Genomic DNA, 22,189 nt, shown 5'->3' on the forward strand with positions numbered 1-22,189 from the left:
ACAGCCGGACCGGTTCGCCGCCGCCTGACCGCTCCGACGCCCGAAGAATCGGTTCCTCAGCCCGGTCCGGCGCCCCGGGAGGCGGCACAGCCGCACACGACCGACCCGCCCATCTACCGGGCGATGCTGCGCCATTGGGAGAGTACGGGCCGGACCCTGCCGGGCCGCCAGGACCAGGAGTGGAACCGGATCATGACGACGCCGGTGTGGTCGGACCGGCCCGTCCGGATCAGCGCGTCTCGGGACCCGCGAGATGGCGGGCGATGACCATGCGCTGGATCTGATTGGTGCCCTCGACGATCTGCAGCACCTTGGCCTCACGCATCAGGCGCTCGACGGGGAAGTCGAGGGTGTAGCCGTAGCCACCGAGCACCTGGACCGCGTCGGTGGTCACCCTCATGGCCGCGTCGGTGCAGAACAGCTTCGCCATCGCCGCCTGCCGGGAGAACGGCAGGCCCGCGTCGCGGAGGCGCGCCGCCTCCAGATAGAGGGCCCGTCCGGCCTCGATCTGGGTGGCCATGTCGGCGAGCATGAAGCGCAGGCCCTGGAAGTCCGCGATGGGACGGCCGAACTGACGTCGTCCCGTCGCGTATCCGACGGCCTCGTCCAGGGCCGCCTGGGCGACCCCGATGGCGCAGGCGGCGATCCCGAGCCGTCCCGAGTCGAGCGCGGACAGGGCGATGGCGAAGCCCTGCCCCTCGTCGCCGATACGGCGGTCACCGGAGATCCGTACACCGTCGAAGTGCAGCTGGGCAGTCGGCGAGCCCTTCATGCCCATCTTCTTCTCGGGTACGGCCGCGTTGAGCCCCTCCGCGTCCCCCGGGACGAGGAACGCGGTGATCCCGCGGGCGCCGTCCACCCCGGTCCTTGCCAGCACCGTGTAGAAGTCGGCGATGCCGCCGTGCGTGATCCAGGCCTTGGTGCCGGTGAGCACCCAGTCGTCGCCGTCCCGTACCGCCTTCGTGCGCAGCGAGGCGGCGTCGGAGCCCGAGGCGGGCTCGGAGAGGCAGTAGGCGCCCAGCAGACCGCCCGAGAGCATCGCCGGGAGGTGGGTGGCCTGCTGCTCCTTGGTGCCGTATCCGGCGAGCGCGTGGCAGGCCAGGGAGTGGACGCTGACGCCGAGCCCGACGGTGAGCCTGGCCGCGGCCAGCTCTTCCAGCACCTGGAGGTACACCTCGTACGGCTGGTCACCGCCGCCGTGTGCGGAGTCGTACGGCAGTCCGAGCAGTCCGGACTCGGAGAGCAGGGTGAAGACCGCGCGCGGGAAGTGGCCCGCCTCCTCCTCCTCCGCCGCCCTGGGAGTGATCTCCTTGGACACGATGTCGCGGACGAGCTCGATGAGCTGCCGGGACTCCTCGGTGGGCAGGCGGCGTTCCACCGGCTGCGGGGCACTGTCGGACATGACGGCGCTCTCCTCCCTGTCGGGCGTTGCGGCGGTCGCGCGCGCGGGGTGTGAGCGGCGCCGCCGGGTGGTCCCGGGCGATGCCCGGAAATCTATGACTCCCCAGCCGATCCTGCCTGCTCGGATCACGAGAGGCGCTGGCCGGCGGCTGTGGCGCGTTGAGTATGCCCGATCGGAGCGCTTGCGTCACCGGGTACCCGGTGACCTTGATCAGGGAAATTGGTCCGAACCATTGACCCAACTGGTCTAGTCCATCTACGGTTCCCCCCATTGCTTATCGCGTCCATGCCAAAGCATGGATCCGGTCGGCACCCCCACACACAGAAGCCCTCCCCCACGAGGAGCCACAATGACCGGACTTCACCGTCCACGCGCCCGTTTCCGGGCGCTCGCAGCGACCGTCTGCACCGCCGCGCTCGGAGCCGCCCTTCTCGGCGTCGCCGGGACGTCGTCCGCGGGTGCGGCCCCCACCGCCGCCGCACCGACAGCCGCCGAGGCGGCCCCCGCCGCCGGCGGCGACAAGGTGGTCGGATACTTCACCAACTGGGGCGTCTACGAGCGCAATTACCACGTCAAGAACATCGAGACGTCCGGCTCGGCCGACAAGCTCACGCACATCAACTACGCCTTCGGCAACGTCCAGGGCGGCAAGTGCACCATCGGCGACAGCTACGCCGACTACGAGAAGGCGTACACCGCCGACCAGTCCGTCGACGGTGTCGCGGACACCTGGGACCAGGAACTGCGCGGCAATTTCAACCAGTTGCGCAAGCTGAAGAAGCTGCACCCGGACCTGAAGATCATCTGGTCCTTCGGCGGCTGGACCTGGTCCGGCGGCTTCGGTGAGGCCGCGCAGAATCCGGCCGCCTTCGCCGAGTCCTGCTACAACCTGGTGGAGGACCCCCGGTGGGCCGATGTCTTCGACGGCATCGACATCGACTGGGAGTACCCGAACGCCTGCGGCCTGAGCTGCGACACCAGCGGGCGTGACGCCTACGGCGGCCTTCTGTCGGCGCTGCGCACCAAGTTCGGCACCGGCAACCTGATCACCTCGGCGATCACGGCCGACGGCTCGGACGGCGGAAAGATCGACGCCGCGGACTACGCCGGTGCGGCGAAGTACCTCGACTGGTACAACCCGATGACGTACGACTTCTTCGGTGCGTTCGCGGCCAAGGGGCCGACCGCCCCGCACTCCCCGCTGACCTCCTACCCGGGCATCCCGACGGAGGGCTTCAACAGCGACGCGGCCATCTCCAAGCTCAAGGGCCTGGGCATCCCGTCGGAGAAGCTGCTGCTGGGCATCGGCTTCTACGGCCGCGGCTGGACGGGCGTCACGCAGTCGGAGCCCGGCGGCACGGCCACCGGAGCTGCCCCGGGGACGTACGAGGCGGGCATGGAGGACTACAAGGTCCTGAAGAACAGCTGCCCGGCCACGGGCACGGTCGCCGGCACCGCGTACGCCCACTGCGGCACCGACTGGTGGAGCTACGACACCCCGGCCACCATCGCCACGAAGATGGACTACAAGAACCAGCAGGGCCTGGGAGGCACCTTCTTCTGGGAGCTCAGCGGTGACACCACGAACGGCGAGCTGATCAAGGCGATCAACTAGCCGCGACGGGGTACACGCACGACAGGGCGGGCGAGGGGCGAGGTGCCGGGCGGGCGCCTCGCCCCTCTCTTACGCGCCCCCACGCCGGGATCGTCCCTTGTCACATGAGTCCGGCCTGGGTGACGAACATGGCCAGCACGACCACGAGCGTCCAGCCCAGGATGTGCTCCAGCACCTTCGGCCCGTCCTCGGGGCCGCCGGTGCGGGCACGGCGGGCGTGGGTCGTGTTCTCGGCTGCGCTCGCGGTCATGGCATCTCGCTCGGTCGTTCGGCAGTGGTCGTCCCCCGTGACCGACCACAGTGCCGGAGGGGCCGGCTCACGGGTAGAGACCCGGATCACTCCCGCCGCGGTCCGCAGGCCCTGCGTGCTGCGCCACCCGCCCCGGATCCCCTCTGCCGTAAGGGATCCGGGGCGGGGGCGGGCGCGGGGGGAGCGTGTCGGCTGTGCGGGACACCACACGGCACCTCAGTGCCGGAGCAGGCCCCTGAGCGCGGTGTTGAGCTCGAGGACGTTCACCCGGGGCTCGCCCACGAAGCCGAGGAGCCGGCCCGTGGTGTGTGCGGCGACGAGTTCCTCGACGTTCCTCACGTCGAGCTTGTTCACCTCGGCGACGCGGTGGACCTGGAGCTTCGCGTACGCGGGTGAGATGTCCGGGTCCAGGCCGGAGCCGGACGAGGTGACGGCGTCGGCAGGCACATCCGCGGGCCTCACCTCGTAGGAGGCGGTGGAGTTGGCCGCGACCACGGCCTTCTTCGCCTCGGTGACCCAGGCGATCAGCTCCTTGTTGTCGCCGGAGCGGTTGGTGGCGCCCGAGAGGATCAGGGAGTACTGCGTGTTGACGCTGTTGCTGCCCAGGCCGTTGGAGGGGCGCGGCTGGAACCACTTCAGGTCCGGCCGTGGGGCCTCCTCGGCATCGTCGGGGTCCTGCTTCGGCAGGTTGTACGTCTGGCCGATGAGGGAGGAGCCGACGACGCTGCCGCTGCCGTCCTTGATCTCGGAGCCGTTCGCCCGGTCGTGGAACAGGGCCTGGGCGACGCCGGTGACGGCGAGCGGGTAGATCACCCCGCACACCAGGGTGAGGACGAGCAGGGCACGCAGTCCGGCCCCGAACAGGCGCACGGTGTTGCCTACGGAGGTGTTGGTCATGGCGAATCAGCCGATTCCGGGGATGAGGGAGATGAGCAGGTCGATGATCTTGATGCCGACGAACGGGGCGACAAGCCCGCCGAGCCCGTAGACGCCGAGGTTGCGCCGCAGCATCCTGTCGGCGCTCATGGGCCGGTACCGGACGCCCTTCAGCGCGAGCGGCACCAGCGCGATGATGATCAGGGCGTTGAAGATGACGGCGGACAGGATCGCGGACTCCGGCGAGGCCAGACCCATGACGTTGAGCGTGTCGAGTCCCGGGTACACGACGGCGAACATGGCCGGGATGATCGCGAAGTACTTCGCGACGTCGTTGGCGATGGAGAACGTCGTCAGTGCGCCGCGCGTGATCAGGAGCTGCTTGCCGATCCCGACGATCTCGATCAGCTTGGTGGGATCGGAGTCCAGGTCCACCATGTTCCCGGCCTCCTTGGCGGCCGAGGTACCGGTGTTCATCGCCACGCCCACATCCGCCTGGGCGAGCGCGGGCGCGTCGTTCGTGCCGTCGCCGGTCATCGCGACGAGCTTCCCGCCCGCCTGTTCCCGCCTGATGAGCGCCATCTTGTCCTCGGGCGTCGCCTCGGCAAGGAAGTCGTCGACTCCCGCCTCCTCGGCGATGGCCTTGGCGGTCAGCGGGTTGTCACCCGTGATCATGACCGTCCTGATGCCCATCCGGCGCAGCTCGTCGAACCGCTCCCGCATGCCGTCCTTCACCACGTCCTTGAGGTGGACGACCCCGAGGACCCGCACGCCTTCCCGGTCCTCCACAGCCACCAGCAGCGGTGTGCCACCGGCCTGGGAAATCCGGTCCGTGAGCGCCTGCGCGTCCTCGGAGACGGTCCCGCCCCGCTCCTTCACCCAGGCGACGACCGAACCGGTCGCGCCCTTGCGGGTCCTCCTGCCGGGCATGTCCACGCCCGACATCCGGGTCCGGGCGGTGAAGGCGACCCATTCGGCGCCCGTCAGCTCGCCCCGGTGGCGTTCGCGCAGCCCGTACGCCTCCTTCGCCAGGACGACGATCGAGCGGCCCTCGGAGGTCTCGTCGGCGAGCGAGGACAGCTGGGCGGCGTCCGCGAGCTCTTCCTCCGTCACGCCCCCGACCGGCACGAACTCGGCCGCCTGCCGGTTGCCCAGGGTGATCGTGCCGGTCTTGTCGAGCAGCAGCGTCGACACATCGCCCGCCGCCTCGACCGCGCGCCCCGACATGGCGAGCACATTGCGCTGGACCAGCCGGTCCATACCCGCGATGCCGATGGCGGAGAGCAACGCACCGATGGTGGTGGGGATCAGGCAGACCAGCAGAGCGACGAGCACGATCATCGACTGCTCGGCACCGGCGTACACGGCGAAGGGCTGGAGGGTCACGACGGCGAGGAGGAAGGCGACGGTGAGGGACGCCAGGAGAATGTTCAGAGCTATTTCGTTGGGTGTCTTCCGGCGGGCCGCACCCTCCACGAGGCTGATCATCCGGTCGATGAAGGTCTCCCCCGGCTTCGTCGTGATCTTGATGACGACGCGGTCGGAGAGCACCTTCGTCCCACCGGTCACCGCGCTGCGGTCTCCGCCGGACTCCCGGATGACGGGGGCCGACTCGCCCGTGATCGCGGACTCGTCGACCGATGCGACGCCTTCCACGACGTCACCGTCACCGGGGATGACGTCGCCTGCCTCGCAGACCACCAGGTCCCCGATGCGCAGCTCCGTCCCGGCGACCCGCTCCTCACTCCCGCCGGTGACACGGCGGGCGACGGTGTCGGTCTTCGCCTTGCGGAGCGTGTCGGCCTGGGCCTTGCCCCGGCCCTCGGCCACGGCCTCCGCCAGGTTGGCGAAGACCGTCGTCAGCCAGAGCCAGCCGGCGACGGCCCAGCCGAACACGTCGGCCGGGTCCAGCGCCGCCAGCACGGTGGTGAAGACCGAGCCGGTCAGGACGACGAACATGACGGGCGACTTGATCATGACGCGCGGGTCGAGTTTGCGGACGGCGGCCGGAAGGGCCTTCAGCAGCAGCTCGGGGGTGAAGAGGGCGCTGCCGACGCGGCCGGCAGCCGGGCGGTGACCCGGCGGCGTGGTTCCGTGCGGAGCGCGGGCAGGGGTGACGGTGCTCATGAGGCGAGCCCTTCGGCGAGCGGACCCAGTGCGAGGGCGGGGAAGTAGGTCAGACCGGTGATGATGAGGATCGCGCCGACCAACAGCCCTGCGTAGAGGGGTTTGTCGGTGCGCAGCGTGCCCGCTGTCCCGGGTACGGGTTTCTGCCCGGCCAGGGAGCCCGCGAGTGCCAGGACGAGGACGATCGGCAGGAAGCGGCCGAGCAGCATCGCGATGCCGATGGTGCTGTTGAACCACTGGGTGTCGGCGTTCAGGCCCGCGAAGGCGGAACCGTTGTTGTTGGCGCCGGAGGTGTAGGCGTAGAGGATCTCGGAGAAGCCGTGCGCCCCGGTGTTGGTCATCGAGTTGCCCGGGGTCGGCAGGGCCATCGCCACGCCGGTGAATCCGAGCACGAGCGCGGGCGTGATCAGGATGTAGCAGGCCGCGAGTTTGATCTCGCGGGTGCCGATCTTCTTGCCGAGGTACTCCGGCGTCCGGCCGACCATCAGTCCGGCGATGAACACCGCGATGATCGCCATGACCAGCATGCCGTAGAGACCGGAGCCGACCCCGCCGGGTGCGATCTCACCGATCTGCATGCCGACCATCGTGATGCCGCCGCCGAGGCCGGTGTACGAGGAGTGGAAGGAGTTCACCGCGCCGGTCGACGTCAGCGTCGTGGCCACGGCGAAGAGTGACGAACCGGCCACCCCGAAACGGGTCTCCTTGCCCTCCATCGCACCACCCGCGATCTCGAACGCCGGTCCGTGGTGGGCGAATTCGGTCCACATCATCAAAGCCGTGAACCCGATCCAGATGGTGGCCATCGCGCCGAGGATCGCGTACCCCTGCCTGAGCGATCCGACCATCCGGCCGAAGGTGCGGGTCAGCGCGAACGGAATCAGGAGGATGAGGAAGATCTCGAAGAGGTTCGACAGGCCGTCGGGGTTCTCGAAGGGGTGGGCCGAGTTGGCGTTGAAGTAACCGCCGCCGTTGGTGCCCAGCTCCTTGATGGCCTCCTGGGACGCGACAGCTCCGCCGTTCCACTCCTGTGTTCCGCCCGTGAACTGGCCGACCTCGTGGATGCCGGAGAAGTTCTGGACGGCCCCGCAGGCGACCAGTACGAGGGCGCCGATCACCGAGACCGGCAGCAGGATGCGTACGGTGCCGCGCACCAGGTCGGCCCAGAAGTTGCCGAGCTCACCGGTGCGGGACCGGGCGAAACCTCTGACCAGGGCCACGGCCACCGCCATGCCGACAGCGGCCGAGAGGAAGTTCTGCACCGCGAGGCCGCCGGTCTGCACGACGTGGCCCATGGCCTGCTCGCCGTAGTACGACTGCCAGTTGGTGTTCGCCACGAAGGAAGCGGCCGTGTTGAAGGCCTGATCCGGGTCGATCGACGAGAATCCGAGCGAACCCGGAAGTATTCCCTGCACCCGCTGCATCAGGTAAAGGAAGAGAACACTCACCGCCGAGAACGCGAGAACACCGCGCAGATAGGCGGGCCAGCGCATTTCGGTGGTCGGGTCGGCACCGATGGCCTTGTATATCCACTTCTCCGGCTTGTAGTGCTTTTCGGAGGAGTAGACGCCGGCCATGTAATCGCCCAAGGGACGGCAGGCCAGCACAAGCGCGGCGATCAGTGCGAGCAGCTGGAGCACACCAGCGGTCTGGGAACTCATCACTCAGAACCTCTCCGGGTACAGGAGGGCGAGCACGAGGTATCCCAGCAGGGCGACGGCCACGACGAGGCCGGTAACGTTCTCGGCTGTCACAGCTTTGCCACCCCTCGGGCGATGAGGGCCACCAGCGCGAACACCGCGACCGTGGTGACGACGAAGGCCGTATCGGCCATCGTGAGCTCCTGAATGAAGAGATGAAATGAATCGACCGTTCGGCCAAGGAGAGCAAACCTCGACTTCGGTCCGGAAATGAACCGCCTTGACGGGGTCCATACGGCTGCGGGGAATCCTTTGACGCCGATCTGACGCGGCCGCCCGTCACCCGCCGCCGGGCACCGCACACGGCGGCCCGAGCGTGGTCCCGGACCTCTTGGCGCATCTCGTACGGTGACGCATCGGCCGCGTATCGGGCGCGCATCGGCCGCGTATCGGGCGCGTGAAGAAATAGCGGGTGCCTATATGAATCGCGTCAAGAATGCCGTGTCCGGCGCGTGGGACCGCGACACATCATGCGCAGTTGCACTCCGGGGACACGGGCACCCGGGCTCCCGGACAGCTGCGCCGGAAAGCGGGCCCCGAGTCGTTCGAACCGACTCCGGGCCCGCTTCGGTGCAACGCCGACCTGTACGGAACCGGCCGACCCGCAGTCCAGGAGACCGCCGCCCGGCTCACCGGTCGACGGGGTGGCCCTCGTCCCGGGCACGGCGCGTTTCCGTCCTTCCGCTCACGGCCGAGGCGCCCTGCGATCCGGCAGGGGCATCAGGTGATGCTCCACTGCTGCGCACGGTTGTTGTTGCAGGTCCATTGACGGACCTCGGCGCCCGGCGCGGTACCCCAGTTGTAGTTGTCGAGGCACAGCCCGCTGTGCCGGTTGACGAGCGTGGAATACCCCTCCCCTGTCGGAACCAGCCGCCACTGCTGCACTGTCGCGCCACTGCACGTCCACTGCTGGACGAGCGATCCGGGCGCGGTCGCGAAGTCCTTGTTGTCCAGGCAGAGCCCGCTGTGCCCGTTACGGATCCGGTAGTACCCGTCCTCCGAAGGCGTCAGGGACCAGTCCTGAACCGCGGCGCCGTTGCACGTCCACTGCCGCACCTCCGCTCCTGGCGTGGTCGCCCAGTTGTAGTCGTCCAGGCACAGACCGCTGTGCCGGTTACGGAGGACCACCGGTGCGGGAGCGGCGCCGGCCTCGCCCGACGGGCCCTGGAGAACTGTCGACGTCGAGACGGGGGTACCCAGGTTCGGAGTGCCGTCAGCGTTCCATGAGATCTTCTGTACCCGCGTCGTGCGGGTGGTGCCGCAGCCCTGGTTCGCCGAGGAGTTCGCGTGGTAGGCGATCCAGGTCTCGCTGCCGTCGGGCGACGTGAAGAACGAATGGTGCCCGGGCCCGAACACTCCTGCCGCGTCGTTGCGCTGGAAGATCGGCTGGGGCGCCTTGGCCCAGGACGCGGCGGCGAGGGGGTCGCCACCGCTGTACTCCAGCATGCCCAGCTTGTAGTTGGGGCCGTTGCAGTGGCTGGCCGAGTACGTCAGGAATGTGCGGCCATCGCGTTGCAGGGCGAACGACCCCTCGTTGACGGCTCCGTCCTGCCGTTCCCACGCGAGAGTCGGAGCGGATATCCGCGTGCCGTGGGCGCCGGCCGTCCACGGGTTCGACAGGGGTGCGATGTAGAGCGACTGCAGACCGTCCTGGGGGGAGAACGCGGAGTAGGTCATGTAGAGGGCGCCGTTGAGCCTGAGCACGCTCGCGTCGATCGCCCATCCGTTGTCCGGCATGAGATTGATGATGCCTCGGTCCGTGTACGGCCCGAGCGGGTCGGTTCCGGCGCTCTCCAGTGCGTGCGTCCGCCGAGGGCCACCGGACTGCTCGACCGAGTAGTACAGGTACCAGCGGTCGCCGATCATCTCCAGGTGGGGTGCCCACATCGCCGTTCCGGCCGTGCGGAAGACCACCTGTTCCGGCGCGTTGCGGAGACCTGCGACGGTCGTCGACCGACGCATGACGATGTCGGAGGACCATGTCGTCGCGACGTAGTAGTAGAAGCCGCCGTGGTGGACCAGCGTCGGGTCCGCGCTGTTCGGAACATCGACCACAGGGTTGGTGAAGGATGGGCCGGGTGCCGCCTGAGCACGGCCCGCGCCGGGCAGGCTCATGCCAATCGCAGTGATGAACGCGAGAGCGAGGAGAATTCCTCGCCCTACGGCTCTTCTTTCATGAACGAACAGCACATCTGCTCCTCGGGAAATATGAAGGGGGCGGGCGATGGACTGCGCTGCGCAGCCTTGAGGCCGCTCGCCACAGGACGGGGACGTGCGCCTCCCTGTGTGTTCGTGGCGGGACGTCTGCCCGGTGATGCCGGTGACCGCTCGGCAAACCCTCTGACGGAAGCGGCATCACTGCTGGTAGAACGTGGCGTCCTGGTCGGCGGTCGTCGTACCGACGTTCTGGACGTACAACAGGAAGTTGAAGTGCCGGACGTACTGGCCCGGAAGCCGGTATGCCTCGTAGGAGACGCCACTGGCCGCATCCGCCAGACCGGGCCGCTGGTAGAACGTCGCCGCGTCGGCGAAGGCTGCGGTGCCGTCGTTCTTCTCCACCCAGACCTCCCCGTTCCTCGCGCGCAGGTAGTAGCCCGGGAAGTTGGCGGACTCCAGCGAGACCGTTGCGCTGCCGGTGAGCCCACTCACGGTGCGGAACTGCGAGTCAGCGAGATTGCTGACGTTCGACTCGAGCTTTCCCCGGAATTCCCAGTGCCGGATGAAGCGGTCCGGGAAGTTGAAGGACGACAGACGCTTGGGGGTGGCACCATCGGCGACCGGGATGCCGAAATCGGGTGTGCCGTCGGCCTTCCAGTAGACCTTCTGGACTCGCGTCCTGCGGTTGGGGTCGTTGAGCGGATCGCCGGCGATGTCTTTGTAATTGCGGTCGTGGTAGACGAGGACGTCGCTCCTGTTGTCCTCCGAGGTCGTGAAGGAGTTGTGACCCGGGCCGTACTGGCCGGTGGCCGCGTTGGTGGCGAAGACGGGAGTGGCACTCTTCGACCATGCGGCGGGATCGAGCAGATTTCCGGTGGCCGAGGCGGTGAGCATGCCGAGGCAGTAGTTGCTGTCGGTCGCGGACGCGGAGTACGTCATGAAGACCTTGCCACCGTGCTGGATCAGAGCCGGACCCTCGTTGACCCGATAGCCGACGGTCTCCCAGCTGTACGTGGGCGCGCTCAGCCGTACCGGAGTGCCGCCGATGGTCCACGGGTTGACCATCCTGGCGATGTAGAGGTTGGAGTTGCTGTTGATCCCCGGGTCCTGCTGCGCCCAGCTGAGGTACCGGGAGCCGTTCACCACGAAGGTGGTCGCATCCAGCGCGAAGCTGTCCATCGGCGTCTTGATCTGGCCCTTTTCGATCCATCCACCGGTCAGCGGGTTCGCGGCCGAACTCTCGAGGACATGCATCCTGATCTTCCACACGTCGTCGGCGCGTCCTGCAGCGAAGTAGACGTACCACTTGCCGTCGATGAAGTGGATTTCCGGCGCCCAGATGTGTGCGCCCATCTCTCCGGTCGCGTGCTTCGTCCAGATCACCGTTTCGGGCGCTGTGGAGAGTGCCTGGATGGTCGTGGCCCGGCGCAGGACGATGCGGTCGTACTCGGGGACGGTCGCGGTGAAGTAGTAGAACCCGTCGGTGTGCTTGAAGATGTGCGGATCCGCCCGCTGATTCACCAAGGGGTTGGAATACGGGACGGCCGGCGAGTCCGGTGCGGCGGCTTGGGCGGGAGAGGGCAGCAGCAGGGTTGCCACCATGGCAACCCCGACCGCGAGAGCGCTGAAGATTTTACGGAACCCCACTCTGTCCTCCTCATGTGGCGACAGTGAGGCCGACGGCCGTCACTGGTAACCGTGCATTGGGTTGGGCTGGGCTGGGCTGGGCTGGGCTGAATGGACTTCCAGGCCTTCGCGTGTCACCGCACCCCGACATCCCTTCGCCCTCGCGTACCGACTGCGCATGCGTGGCCCGAAGCTCCACGGCCACCGACCGGGGCCGCGGAAATCACTCGGTGACATCTGGCATCGCGCCTGCCGTGCCGTGGGCTCTGACAAGCAGCAGCGCCTGCGGTGCGACTCAGGAGGTCCATCGCGTGGCGAGATTGTTAACGCTAACAGCCAGGGCGTCAAGGGTTGTGTCAAAGTTCGACTCCGCCTCGGCGGCCGATTGGCCCAGCCGGCCGGATGGAGCTCCGGCCTCACGCCGACACGCGAGGCGGATGACCTCAGGGCCACCCATCGCGTCTTCGACGCCTCATATCACCGCATCTATGGATCAATCGACCGGTGGGATTCGGATTCCGATCGCAGAGTCAGGCATCCCACCGCTCTTCGATGCCTTACACCTCCAGCCCTGGATGCCGGCCCACTGGAAGTGTGATGAGCCCCGCAAGGCCCGGCGGGTCAAGAATGGATAACCCGTCACCGAGGCCTTGAAGTCTCGATGTGTGAACGCTAACAATGATCAGCCTCTGGCCACTCCCGTCACGCCTCCCCTCGGCCACGGAGCCCTCCCACGGGGCGCCCGCCGGGACCCATCCACCCCCGGAGCACTGCCTTCACCGTGCTCCGGGGCCCACACGCAGTTGCGAGAGGACCCAACGACCATGAAGCGCAGAGCCCTTCTCGCCGCCGTCGTTCTGGCCGGCTCGATACTCACGGCCTGCTCCACCGAGCCGTCGTCCGGCGAGGACCCGGACGGCGAACTGGTTCTGGGATTCGCTCAGGTCGGCTCGGAAAGCGGCTGGCGCACCGCGAACAGCAAGTCCGTTCAGGAGGCGGCGAAGAAGGCCGGAATCACCCTCGAGTTCTCCGATGCACAGCAGAAACAAGAGAACCAGATCGAGGCGATCCGCGGTTTCATCCGGCAGAAGGTCGACGTCATCGCCTTTTCCCCTGTCGTGGAGTCAGGCTGGGGTGCGGTATTGAACGAGGCGAAGGCCGCCAAGATTCCGGTCATCCTCACGGACCGTGCGGTCGACCCCGAGAATTCCCCTCTCTACACGTCCTTCCTCGGCTCGGATTTTGTCGAGGAGGGTGAGGAGGCGGGAGTCTGGCTGATCAAGGAGTACGCGGACCGCAGTGGCACGGTAGACATCGTCGAGCTCCAGGGCACCACGGGGTCCGCTCCGGCGAACGACCGCAAGGCGGGTTTCGCCGAGGCCATCAAGCTGGACGCCAAGTTCAGGATCGTTGCTTCACGGTCGGGCGACTTCACCCGCGCCAAGGGCAAGGAGGTCATGCAGGCCATTCTGAATGCGCACAAGAGCCCTGATGTCCTGTACGCGCACAACGACGACATGGCTCTGGGCGCGATTGAAGCCATTGAGGAAGCAGGCATGGAACCGGGGACCGACATCAAGATCATCTCGGTCGACGGCACAAAGGATGCCTTCGTGGCCATGAAGGCCAAGAAGATCAATGTCATCGTGGAGTGCAATCCGCTGCTCGGTGACCAACTGATGCGGCTGGTCAGGCAGGTGGCAGCCGGAAGGAAGGTTCCCCGTCGCGTCGAGACGGTTGAGGACGTCTACACCCAGGAGGAGGCCGAGGAGGCTCTGCCGAGCCGCCAGTACTGATGGGCGGCCGACAGCCGCGTCGCACAGTCGGCGATCGGTCACTCCGCCCCGTCGCCCCGTCGCCCTCAACGTATCGGCGGACGAAGCTGACCGAGGCAGCACGGGTCGCGCTGCCTACGGAACCTCCCCGAGCCGCCACACACACCTCCTGCCGCCTGCTCCGCGTTCAACGGGCGCGCGTATGAGCGGCGTTGCCGTAGTAGGCGTCCGGTCCGTGCTTCCGCGTGAAGTGCCTGTCCAGGAGATGCTGCGGCGGGGCCGACGCGGCCTCGAGTGCCGGCTGGAGCGCCAGCGTGTGCAGGGCCATTTCGGCTACGGCTTCGCAGATGATGGCGTTCTCGAGCGAAGCCGTGGCGGTGGCCCCCCACGTGAAAGGGCCGTGACGCGAAACGAGCGCCCCGGGGACGTCTTCAGCACGCCGGGGGTCGCCTTCCAGCAGCGCGACGATCACCTGGCCGGTGTTGTACTCGTAGTCCTTACTGCACTGTTCAGCGGTGAGATCCGCTGTCACGGGGATGGCCCCGTTGAACGTGTCCGCATGTGTCGTACCCAGCACGGGTACGGGACGCCGGGCCTGGGCGAAGGCGACCGCGTGGGTCGAATGAGTGTGGGTGACTCCCCCCACCGAGGGAAAGGCCAGGTAGAGGCAGCGGTGGGTCTCTGTGTCGGTGGACGGCTTGAGGCTCCCTTCCACGACACCGCCGTCCTCCAGAGCGACGACCACGAGATCTTCCTCGGTGAGATCGGCGTAGGAGACGCCGGACGGCTTGATGACGAACACACCTGCGTCACGGTCCACTCCACTCACGTTCCCCCAGGTGAGCGTGGCGAGTCCCGCCTCCGGGATCCGCAGGTTGGCCGCCAGCACCTCGCGGCGGAGCTTCTTGATGGGGGTCTCGCTCACTACGTTCTCACCGGGCCTTCTGGGATCGGCAGCAGTTCTCCGGAAGCGGAGCCGTCGGAGCCTGCGGCCACGTCGAGTGTGTCGGGCATGGGTGCGTGTCGGCCGCGAGGGCAGCGGCTCTATGCCAATCAGATTGTGAGCGCTAACATCACCACACTCAAGACCCCGGGTGCACCAACTTCCCTGTCGCCCTGCACCAGGCAGGGGGCAGAATGTGTGCGCGCACAAGAGGGGCGGGTCATCGACCACGCCCCGGCGTGGCCCCGGGCGGTACCTTGGACATGCTGTTCGCTCGAGGAAGGAAGAGGATTGACCCAGCTCCCAGATGTGGCGAGAGCCCCCACGATGGCGGACGTCGCTCGCGCGGCGGACGTGTCCCATCAGACGGTCTCGCGCGTCCTCAGTGGTCACCCGAACGTGAGCGCCAAGACGCGCGCCGCGGTGACACAGGTGATCGAGCAGCTGGGTTATCGCCGCAACTCGGCGGCTCGCGCCCTCGCCACCCGCCGCACCCACACGCTCGGTGTCATCGCGGTGAACACCACCCTGCACGGGCCCGCAAGCACCCTGTCGGGTGTCCAGGAGGCGGCTCGGGAGCGTGGCTACCTCGCTTCGGCCGTCACCCTGCGCATGGCCAATCAGGCCGCGCTCACGGAGGCCATGCAGCACCTCACGACGTGGGGGGTGGAGGGTGTCATCGCCATCACCCCCCAGCGTGACGCCGTGAAGGCCTTGGCCGCGCTCGACACCCCATGCCCTGTCGTCACCGTGGAAGGCGGCCACACCCTCGATCTGCCCGGGGTGTCGCTGGACCAGAATCTGGGCGCCCGGATGATCACGGAGCATCTCCTCGCCACCGGGCACTCCACGGTGTGGCACGTCGCGGGGCCTCAGGACTGGCTGGAGAGCGAAGCGCGGACCGCGGGGTGGGAGAGCGCCCTGCGCGACGCCGGCGCCACGGTCCCGCCGCCACTTCGAGGCGACTGGAGCCCCATGTCGGGGTACAGGGCCGGCCAGCAGCTCGCGGGCCACGTCCTGGCCTCACCCGGACGTGGGGACGGTCTGACCGCCGTGTTCGTCGCGAACGACCAGATGGCGCTCGGGGTACTGCGCGCCTTTCGGGAAGCCGGCGTGCAGACGCCCACGGACGTCGCGGTCGCCGGCTTCGACGACATTCCCGAGGCGGAGTTCTTCCCGCCCCCGCTCACGACGATCCGTCAGGACTTCACCTCACTGGGCCGAAGCAGCATCGCGCTGCTCCTGGACCACATCGAGGGCCGGACCACCGAGTCGACCCACCTCACCGTCGCGCCGGAGCTCATCGTGCGGGCGAGCACCGCGCGCCGGAACACTCCACGCGCGGAATGACACCCATTGACTCGAACCTCCCTGTTCCGAGAGCGCGGTCGGCCGCCTCAGCGGAAACGCACCACGGTGCCCGGCTCTCACGGTGCGTCACGCCCCGGGTCTGAGCAGTACCTTGCCGACAGCCGGGCCGGCCGATTCGGAGAGCTGTAGGGCGTGCCGATAGGCATCCAGGCCGAAGGTGTGCGTGATCAGAGGGCGGGTGGAGAGCAGTCCCGAGGTGAAGGCCCGTACGGCACGGACCCACGCCGCTGATGTCGCTCCGAGGACGCACTGCACGTTCAGTTGCCGCTTCATGAGTTCCGCAGGGTCGAGCAGGTCCGGGCCCAGGCCCGTACTCGTACCGATGAGACGACCGCCCTTCCGAAGTGTTCCGACTGCCTGCTGCGAGGTGGTGTGCGCATCGACGGTGTGGATGGCAACGTCGAATTCCCGCGGCAGAGACTCACCGAGAGCGATGTAGGCGTGTGCGCCGAGCGCCAGGGCCAGGCCCTCACGGCCCGCGCCGGAACCCACCACGGTCACCCGCTTCGCGCCGGTGGCCACGAGGAATTGGACGACCAGGAGACCGAATACCCCGTCGCCCAGCACTGCGATGCTCTCCAGAGGCAGGGGACGCGCCTTGAGCACGGCGGCCACCGCGCAGGCGGCCGGCTCGAGCAGGGCGGCTGCGGCAAGATCTGCGTCGTCGGGAAGCACATGCAGGTGCCGCGCGGGGATCACGAGCGTTTCGGCCATGCCACCGGGCTGGGTGAACCCCGTCTCCTCGTAACCCGATTCGCACAGCGTGCTCTCACCCAGGTGGCACCGCTCGCAGATCTGACATCCCCGGGCACTTTCGCCGACGACCTTCCGGCCGAGAAGCCCTGCAGGCACCCCACTGCCCACCCGCTCCACGGTTCCGGACCACTCATGGCCGGGCGTGAGTGGATACCGCACATAGCCGTCGGGTCTAGCGCCGCGGAGTATGTCGGTGTCGCTTCGGCAGATCCCGTTGCTGTGTACGCGGACCAGCGCTTCGGCCGGGCCGGGTGACGTGACCGGCTGCGATATCAGCTGGTGCGCTCCCGGCCCGGTCACCAGGATCGCGGCACTCATCGTTCACCGTCCAGGAAGTGGTGGTGCCGCAGAGCCTCTTCCGGTCGGCGCGGACTGCTGCCGTGCCGGAGTCCTTGTCTTGCGACGATCATCACCATGGCCCGATCTGTTCGGTATATCGAATGACGTTCGAGATGTTGGCGGTACGTTAGAGGCGGCGCCGAAACGAAGTCAATGGGCGTGCGCGCCGCTGCCCGGATCCGCGAGGACCGGGCCTTCGCCCTCGACTGCTCCCGTGAGGGGCGTGCCGACGACCCGGCCCTCATTCAGGGCCGGGCACAGCACGTTCTCCCGTCAGTCCGTCGTGAAGCTCAATACCGTGGTGGACCGGTACACCTCGCCGGGCCGCAACAGGGTGGTCGGATCACTCGCCCGATTGGGCGAATCCGGGAAGTGCTGGGTCTCCAGGGCAATTCCCGCATAGGCGCGGTACGGCCTGCCGCCCTTACCGGTGACTTCTCCGGAGAAGCCGTTTCCGGTGTACACCTGCATGCCTGGTTCCGTGGTCCGGACTTCGAGGCGCCGTCCCGATACCGGAGCGTGGAGAACGGCCGCCCTACGGAGCTGGGAAGGCCGCGCCGGGTAGAGGACCCAGTTGTGATCGAACCCGCCGCCCGCGGTGACGAGCTGTGCGTCGGTGTGGGTGAGCACGTCGGACAACCGCCGGGGACGGCGCAGGTCGAACGGAGTGTCGCTGACCGGCCGGTGAGGGCCTTCGGGGATGAGCTCGGCGTCGACCGGCGTGAACAGGGGTGCGTCGATCTGGAGATGGTGCGCCAGGATGTTGCCGCGGTCCTCTCCCTCGAGGTTCCAGAAGGCGTGGTTGCTGAGGTTGACGACTGTCGGGGCTTCGGCCTCGGCCCGGTAGGACATGGTCAGGTTGTCCTCCCGGTCAAGCGTGTAACTCACGCGGATGTTCACGGCGCCCGGGAACCCCTGGTCCCCGTCCGGGCTGTGCAGGAAGAGCCGGACGCCGGTGCGGTTGGCGGAGTGAAAGGGTTCGCAGCGCCAGGACCGCTGATCGAACCCGTCGGGCCCGCCGTGCAGGCTGTGACCGGTTTCCTGCGTGTCGAGGCGATGGGTGACCCCGTCGACGGTGAGCCGGCCGTGAGCGATGCGGTTCGCGTAACGGCCCACCGTCGCACCGAAGTAGCGGGCCCCGCCCTGGAGCGCCCCTGCGTCCCGGGGTGAGAGGACGACATCCGCGAGGCGGCCCCACCGGTCGGGCACGACGAGGGAGTGCAAGCGGGCGCCGCGCGTGTGGACTTCTGCGCGTGCCCGGCCGGGGAATCCGAAGACCCACCGGTCACCCGTCCCGGTGTCCGCCGATCGGAAGGGTCTACGGACCCGCCCGGAGGGCTCGCACGTCTTCGGCCGGGGCAGTCCGCCCACTGATTCCTGTGGATGTCCCATGGTCTGTGTTCCCTTGGACGTGTGGCGTACCCGGGTGCGGTACCGGGCAGAGGGCGGGCGGCCGCGGCGCGGGGTGCACGGGCGGGCCGACCGGTGGGAGGCGAGGCGTTCGAGGCGTCAGTCGGCGGCGGGGCGACGACCACTCATCAGGCGCTGCAGCACGATGAAGACGAGCAGCAGGGCCCCGATGACGATGCGGGTCCACCAGGAGCTGAGCGTGCCCTGGAAGTTGATGACCGTCTGGATCATGCCCAGGACGAGAACGCCCATGGCCGTGCCCAGGACGAACCCCGAACCTCCCGTCAGGAGGGTGCCGCCGATGACGGTGGCGGCTATGGCATCGAGCTCCAGACCCATGGCGTGCAGGGCGTAGCCGGAGAGCATGTAGAAGGTCAGCAGCACACCGCCGAGTGCGGAGCACAGACCGCTGATCGCATAGACGGCGACCTTTGTCGTGCCGACCGGCAGACCCATCAGACGGGCGGAGTTCTCGTTGCCGCCCAGGGCGTAGACGTTGCGGCCGAACCGGGTGTGGTGGAGGGTCACGAAGGCGACCACCACCACCACCAGCGCGATGACCACGGAGATGGAGACGAAGAGTCCCCCTGGTGCGTAGAGACGCGTCTGCGCGATCTGCACCGTCGTGGGGTCGCTGATCGAGATGGACTCGGTGCTGATGGTGTAGCACAGGCCCCGGGCGAGGAACATGCCGGCGAGGGTGACGATGAACGGCTGGATCTCGAATGTGTGGATGATCCAGCCCATCAGGGAGCCCCCTGCGCCTCCCACCAGCAGCACCAGAGGGATGACGGAGACCAGCGGCCACTGGTGCTGCTCGACCAGCCAGGCGGTGAGCATCGTCGACAGGGCGACCACCGAACCGACGGAGAGGTCGATGCCACCGGTGAGGATGACGAAGGTGACGCCGACGGCGACGACCAGGAGGAAGCCGTTGTCGATCAGGAGGTTGAGCACGACCTGGGTGGAGAAGAACCCGTCGTAGCGCACCGAGCCCACGGCGAACATCGCCACCAGCAGGACAGCGGTGACCATCAGGGGGATTCGGGCGCGACTGCGCGGTGAGGCAGTCGCGCGGAAGGGCCGGGTGAGGGTCGCGGCGGCGCCCGCGATGCCGGTGCTCATGCACGTACCTCCTGCTGCCGCGGGGCCTCGCCCGCCGTGGTGTGTGATCCGGGGGGCGCCGTTTTCCTACGGCGGTGCAGTGCCTTGGCCCGGAATACCGGGGACTGCACGAGGCAGACGACGATGACGACGACTGCCTTGAAGACGAGGGTGACCTCGGGGGGAACGCCCAGGGTGTACACGGTGGTCGACAGCGTCTGGATGATCAGTGCACCCAGGACGGTGCCGCCGATGGAGAAGCGCCCACCGGTGAGGGCCGTGCCTCCGACGACGACGGCGAGGATCGCGTCGAGTTCGATCCACAGTCCGGCGTTGTTGCCGTCGGCGCTGGAGACGTTGGAGCTGATCATCAGACCGGCGATGGCGGCGCACAGGGCGCTGAAGACGTAGACCACGGTGAGGACGCCGGCTGCGCGGATGCCCACCAGGCGGCTGGCTGTGGGATTGCCGCCCACCGACTCGATCAGCAGGCCCAGTGCGCTGCGCCGCGTGATGGCCGAGGTGAGCGCGACGACGGCCGCCGCGAGCAGCACGGCGAAGGGGAACATGAGCCAGTAGCCCCCGCCGATCATCTTGTAGGGGCTGCTGCTCACCGTGATGATCTGTCCGTCGGTGATCAGCTGGGCGACGCCGCGGCCGGCCACCATCAGGATGAGGGTGGCCACGATGGGCTGGACGCCGAGTCGTGAGACGAGCAGCCCGTTCGCCAGGCCGAGTACCGACGCCACACACAGCGCGATGACGACTGCCGTGGCCATGGTGCCGACGCTGCCGGGGTCCGCGGAGGTTGCTATGTGCTGGCAGGCGAGCGCGCCGGCGATGGCGACGGTGGAGCCGACGGAGAGGTCGATACCGCGAGTGGCGATGACGAGCGTCATGCCGAGCGACACCAGGATGAGTGGAGCGCCGAACTGCACGATGTCGATGAGGCTGCCGTAGAGGTGGTCGTTGCGTACGCGCACGGCGAGGAAGTCGTGCGTGAAGGCGAGGTTGCCGAGCAACAGGGCAAGCAGGATGAGCGAGGGCCACAGGAGTCGGTGGCCGGCCAGCCGCTTCCGGAGGCCGTCGGCCGCTGTGGCCTTGGCAGGCTGCGGGGTCATGAATGCGCTCCGGTGGCGATGGTGGCCAGAATGCGTTCGGGTGTGACGCTGTCGTCGTTCGTGAGGGTGGCGACCATGCGGTGGTCCCGCAGCACCGCGATGCGGTGGCTGAGGCGCAGGACCTCTTCGAGTTCCGCGGAGATGAACAGCACGGCGGTGCCCTCCGCCGCGAGCCGGGCCACGAGCTTCTGGATCTCGGCCTTGGCCCCGATGTCGATGCCCCGGGTGGGCTCGTCGAGGATCAGCAGTTTGGGGTCCGTCAGCAGCCAGCGAGCCAGCAGGACCTTCTGCTGGTTGCCTCCGCTGAGGTGGCGCACCTGGGCCTCGGGGGCGGCGGGCCGGATGTCCAGGGCGTCGATCCAGTGCCGCGCCAACTCGTCCTGCTTGGCCCGGGACAGAGGCTTGGTCCAGCCACGGGCGGCCTGCAGTGCGAGCACGATGTTCTCGCGGACGGTCAGTTCACCCACGAGCCCCTCGGACTTGCGGTTCTCCGAGCAGAACGCGATCCGGCGGGCGATGGCGTTGCGCGGAGTGCGGAACGAGACCGTCTCGCCTTCCACACTCAGCTCGCCTGCATCTGCGCTGTCCGCGCCGAACAGCAGGCGGGCGGCCTCGGTGCGACCGGAGCCGAGGAGCCCGGCCAGCCCGATGACCTCTCCGGGACGGATGTCCAGGTCGTACGGTTCGATGAATCCGGTGCGCGTCAACTGCCGCGCCCGGAGGAACGGCTCGCCACTGGCGCGTTCGGACGCTTCGCGGTGGGCTTCGTCCGAGAGCTGGTCGAGTGTGGCCAGCGCGCCGCCGATCATGCGCTGTACCAGGGAGACAGGGGTGAGTTCGGCTATGGGGTACTCACCCTCCAGTCGGCCGTTGCGCAGGATCGTGACGCGGTCGCAGATCTCGAAGACCTGATCGAGGAAGTGGGTGACGAACAGAATGGCCACGCCGCGGTCCCGCAGGCGGCCTACCAGCGTGAACAGTTGCGCGACTTCCTCGCGGTCAAGACTGGAGGTGGGTTCGTCCAGCACGAGGACCTTGGCCGATACGTCCACGGCCCGGACGATGGCGACCAGTTGCTGCACGGCGAGGGAGTGTGTGCTCAGCGGGCTGGTGACATCCAGGTCGAGGTCCAGTTCCGTCAGGAGTTCCCTCGCCCGCAGCCGCAGCGCCGACCAGTGGATGAGACCGAACCTGCGGGGTTCCCGGCCGATGAGGATGTTCTCCGCGACGGAGATGTTCGAGCAGAGGTTGACTTCCTGGTAGACGGTGCTGATGCCCGCACGCTGGGCCTGGAGGGGGTCGCCGAACTCCTGCGGCCGTCCGTCGACGAGAATGGTGCCGTCGTCGGCCGGGTGCACGCCGGTGAGAACCTTGATCAGAGTGGACTTCCCCGCGCCGTTCTCGCCCATCAAGGCGTGAACCTCACCGGGGTAGAGCCGCAGGGCTACCCCGTCCAGGGCGAGCACACCCGGGAACTGCTTGCGGATTCCGTGGGCTTCCAGTACCGGCCGTCGCTGGTCGGCTGTCTCTGCCTGGGGGGTGGGTGGGGCTGCCATCCGCCCTCCTCTCCTGAGGTGTGGCCGAAGGAGGCGCACCGAGTCGGGGCCTCCTCCGGTG

Annotated in this window: 17 protein-coding genes; 3 read left to right on the top strand and 14 right to left on the bottom strand. The window is 68.0% G+C overall.

Annotated elements, in window-relative coordinates; genetic code table 11:
- Positions 1 to 229: 229 nt before the first annotated feature.
- A complete protein-coding gene (locus tag ABZS61_RS03060) occupies positions 230 to 1,402 on the bottom strand; it encodes an acyl-CoA dehydrogenase family protein (protein ID WP_356415255.1) in 1,173 nt (390 codons plus the stop codon).
- A gap of 349 nt (positions 1,403 to 1,751) precedes the next feature.
- Here ABZS61_RS03060 and ABZS61_RS03065 point away from each other — a divergent pair, with 349 nt between their 5' ends.
- Positions 1,752 to 3,017, top strand: a complete 1,266-nt coding sequence (locus ABZS61_RS03065) for a glycoside hydrolase family 18 protein (RefSeq protein WP_356415258.1) — start codon at positions 1,752 to 1,754, stop codon at positions 3,015 to 3,017.
- A 100-nt stretch (positions 3,018 to 3,117) separates the two neighbouring features.
- Here the strand turns inward: ABZS61_RS03065 and ABZS61_RS03070 are convergent, their stop codons facing one another.
- From ABZS61_RS03070 to ABZS61_RS03100, 7 genes are all read right to left on the bottom strand, one after another.
- Complete coding sequence (locus ABZS61_RS03070) at positions 3,118 to 3,267, bottom strand: SCO1431 family membrane protein (protein WP_356415260.1); 150 nt, start codon at positions 3,265 to 3,267, stop codon at positions 3,118 to 3,120.
- Between the two features lie 216 nt (positions 3,268 to 3,483).
- A complete protein-coding gene (locus ABZS61_RS03075) occupies positions 3,484 to 4,164 on the bottom strand; it encodes a potassium-transporting ATPase subunit C (protein ID WP_356415263.1) in 681 nt (226 codons plus the stop codon).
- A gap of 6 nt (positions 4,165 to 4,170) precedes the next feature.
- Positions 4,171 to 6,270: a potassium-transporting ATPase subunit KdpB gene (gene kdpB, locus ABZS61_RS03080; protein WP_356415266.1), complete on the bottom strand. Its 2,100-nt coding sequence runs from the start codon at positions 6,268 to 6,270 to the stop codon at positions 4,171 to 4,173.
- Positions 6,267 to 7,931, bottom strand: coding sequence for a potassium-transporting ATPase subunit KdpA (kdpA, locus tag ABZS61_RS03085; protein ID WP_356415269.1), 1,665 nt, complete (start codon positions 7,929 to 7,931; stop codon positions 6,267 to 6,269). Before kdpA ends, kdpB begins: the two co-directional genes overlap by 4 nt.
- Positions 7,932 to 7,934: 3 nt before the next feature.
- On the bottom strand, positions 7,935 to 8,024 hold the full coding sequence (gene kdpF / locus ABZS61_RS03090; RefSeq protein ID WP_148021375.1) for a K(+)-transporting ATPase subunit F: 90 nt from the start codon (positions 8,022 to 8,024) through the stop codon (positions 7,935 to 7,937).
- Between the two features lie 666 nt (positions 8,025 to 8,690).
- Positions 8,691 to 10,085: a family 43 glycosylhydrolase gene (locus ABZS61_RS03095; protein ID WP_356415273.1), complete on the bottom strand. Its 1,395-nt coding sequence runs from the start codon at positions 10,083 to 10,085 to the stop codon at positions 8,691 to 8,693.
- Between the two features lie 240 nt (positions 10,086 to 10,325).
- Positions 10,326 to 11,729, bottom strand: coding sequence for a family 43 glycosylhydrolase (locus ABZS61_RS03100; RefSeq protein WP_356416377.1), 1,404 nt, complete (start codon positions 11,727 to 11,729; stop codon positions 10,326 to 10,328).
- A gap of 848 nt (positions 11,730 to 12,577) precedes the next feature.
- Between ABZS61_RS03100 and ABZS61_RS03105 the strand changes: the two genes are divergently transcribed.
- On the top strand, positions 12,578 to 13,549 hold the full coding sequence (locus ABZS61_RS03105; RefSeq protein WP_356415276.1) for an ABC transporter substrate-binding protein: 972 nt from the start codon (positions 12,578 to 12,580) through the stop codon (positions 13,547 to 13,549).
- A gap of 166 nt (positions 13,550 to 13,715) precedes the next feature.
- Here ABZS61_RS03105 and araD read toward each other — a convergent pair whose 3' ends face one another.
- Entirely contained in the window at positions 13,716 to 14,453 is a 738-nt protein-coding gene (gene araD, locus ABZS61_RS03110) for an L-ribulose-5-phosphate 4-epimerase AraD (RefSeq protein ID WP_356415278.1), read from the bottom strand.
- Between the two features lie 309 nt (positions 14,454 to 14,762).
- Between araD and ABZS61_RS03115 the strand changes: the two genes are divergently transcribed.
- The gene (locus tag ABZS61_RS03115; RefSeq protein WP_356415281.1) at positions 14,763 to 15,821 is read left to right on the top strand and encodes a LacI family DNA-binding transcriptional regulator; all 1,059 of its coding nucleotides are present in this window, start codon (positions 14,763 to 14,765) and stop codon (positions 15,819 to 15,821) included.
- A gap of 87 nt (positions 15,822 to 15,908) precedes the next feature.
- Here the strand turns inward: ABZS61_RS03115 and ABZS61_RS03120 are convergent, their stop codons facing one another.
- The 5 genes from ABZS61_RS03120 to ABZS61_RS03140 all read right to left on the bottom strand — a co-directional run bounded on the left by ABZS61_RS03120 (position 15,909) and on the right by ABZS61_RS03140 (position 22,128).
- Positions 15,909 to 16,916, bottom strand: coding sequence for an alcohol dehydrogenase catalytic domain-containing protein (locus ABZS61_RS03120; protein WP_356415283.1), 1,008 nt, complete (start codon positions 16,914 to 16,916; stop codon positions 15,909 to 15,911).
- Positions 16,917 to 17,210: 294 nt separating this feature from the next.
- Positions 17,211 to 18,329 carry an aldose epimerase family protein gene (locus ABZS61_RS03125; protein WP_356415286.1) on the bottom strand — a complete coding sequence of 373 codons (1,119 nt, stop codon included), beginning with the start codon at positions 18,327 to 18,329 and terminating at the stop codon, positions 17,211 to 17,213.
- A 117-nt stretch (positions 18,330 to 18,446) separates the two neighbouring features.
- A complete protein-coding gene (gene yjfF / locus ABZS61_RS03130) occupies positions 18,447 to 19,472 on the bottom strand; it encodes a galactofuranose ABC transporter, permease protein YjfF (protein ID WP_356415289.1) in 1,026 nt (341 codons plus the stop codon).
- The gene (locus tag ABZS61_RS03135; RefSeq protein WP_356415291.1) at positions 19,469 to 20,572 is read right to left on the bottom strand and encodes an ABC transporter permease; all 1,104 of its coding nucleotides are present in this window, start codon (positions 20,570 to 20,572) and stop codon (positions 19,469 to 19,471) included. Before ABZS61_RS03135 ends, yjfF begins: the two co-directional genes overlap by 4 nt.
- Positions 20,569 to 22,128, bottom strand: coding sequence for a sugar ABC transporter ATP-binding protein (locus tag ABZS61_RS03140; protein ID WP_356415294.1), 1,560 nt, complete (start codon positions 22,126 to 22,128; stop codon positions 20,569 to 20,571). Before ABZS61_RS03140 ends, ABZS61_RS03135 begins: the two co-directional genes overlap by 4 nt.
- Positions 22,129 to 22,189: the final 61 nt, after the last annotated feature.

This window comes from Streptomyces sp. NPDC005566 (genome assembly GCF_040605575.1).
In the GTDB taxonomy this organism is placed as follows: Bacteria; Actinomycetota; Actinomycetes; order Streptomycetales; family Streptomycetaceae; genus Streptomyces.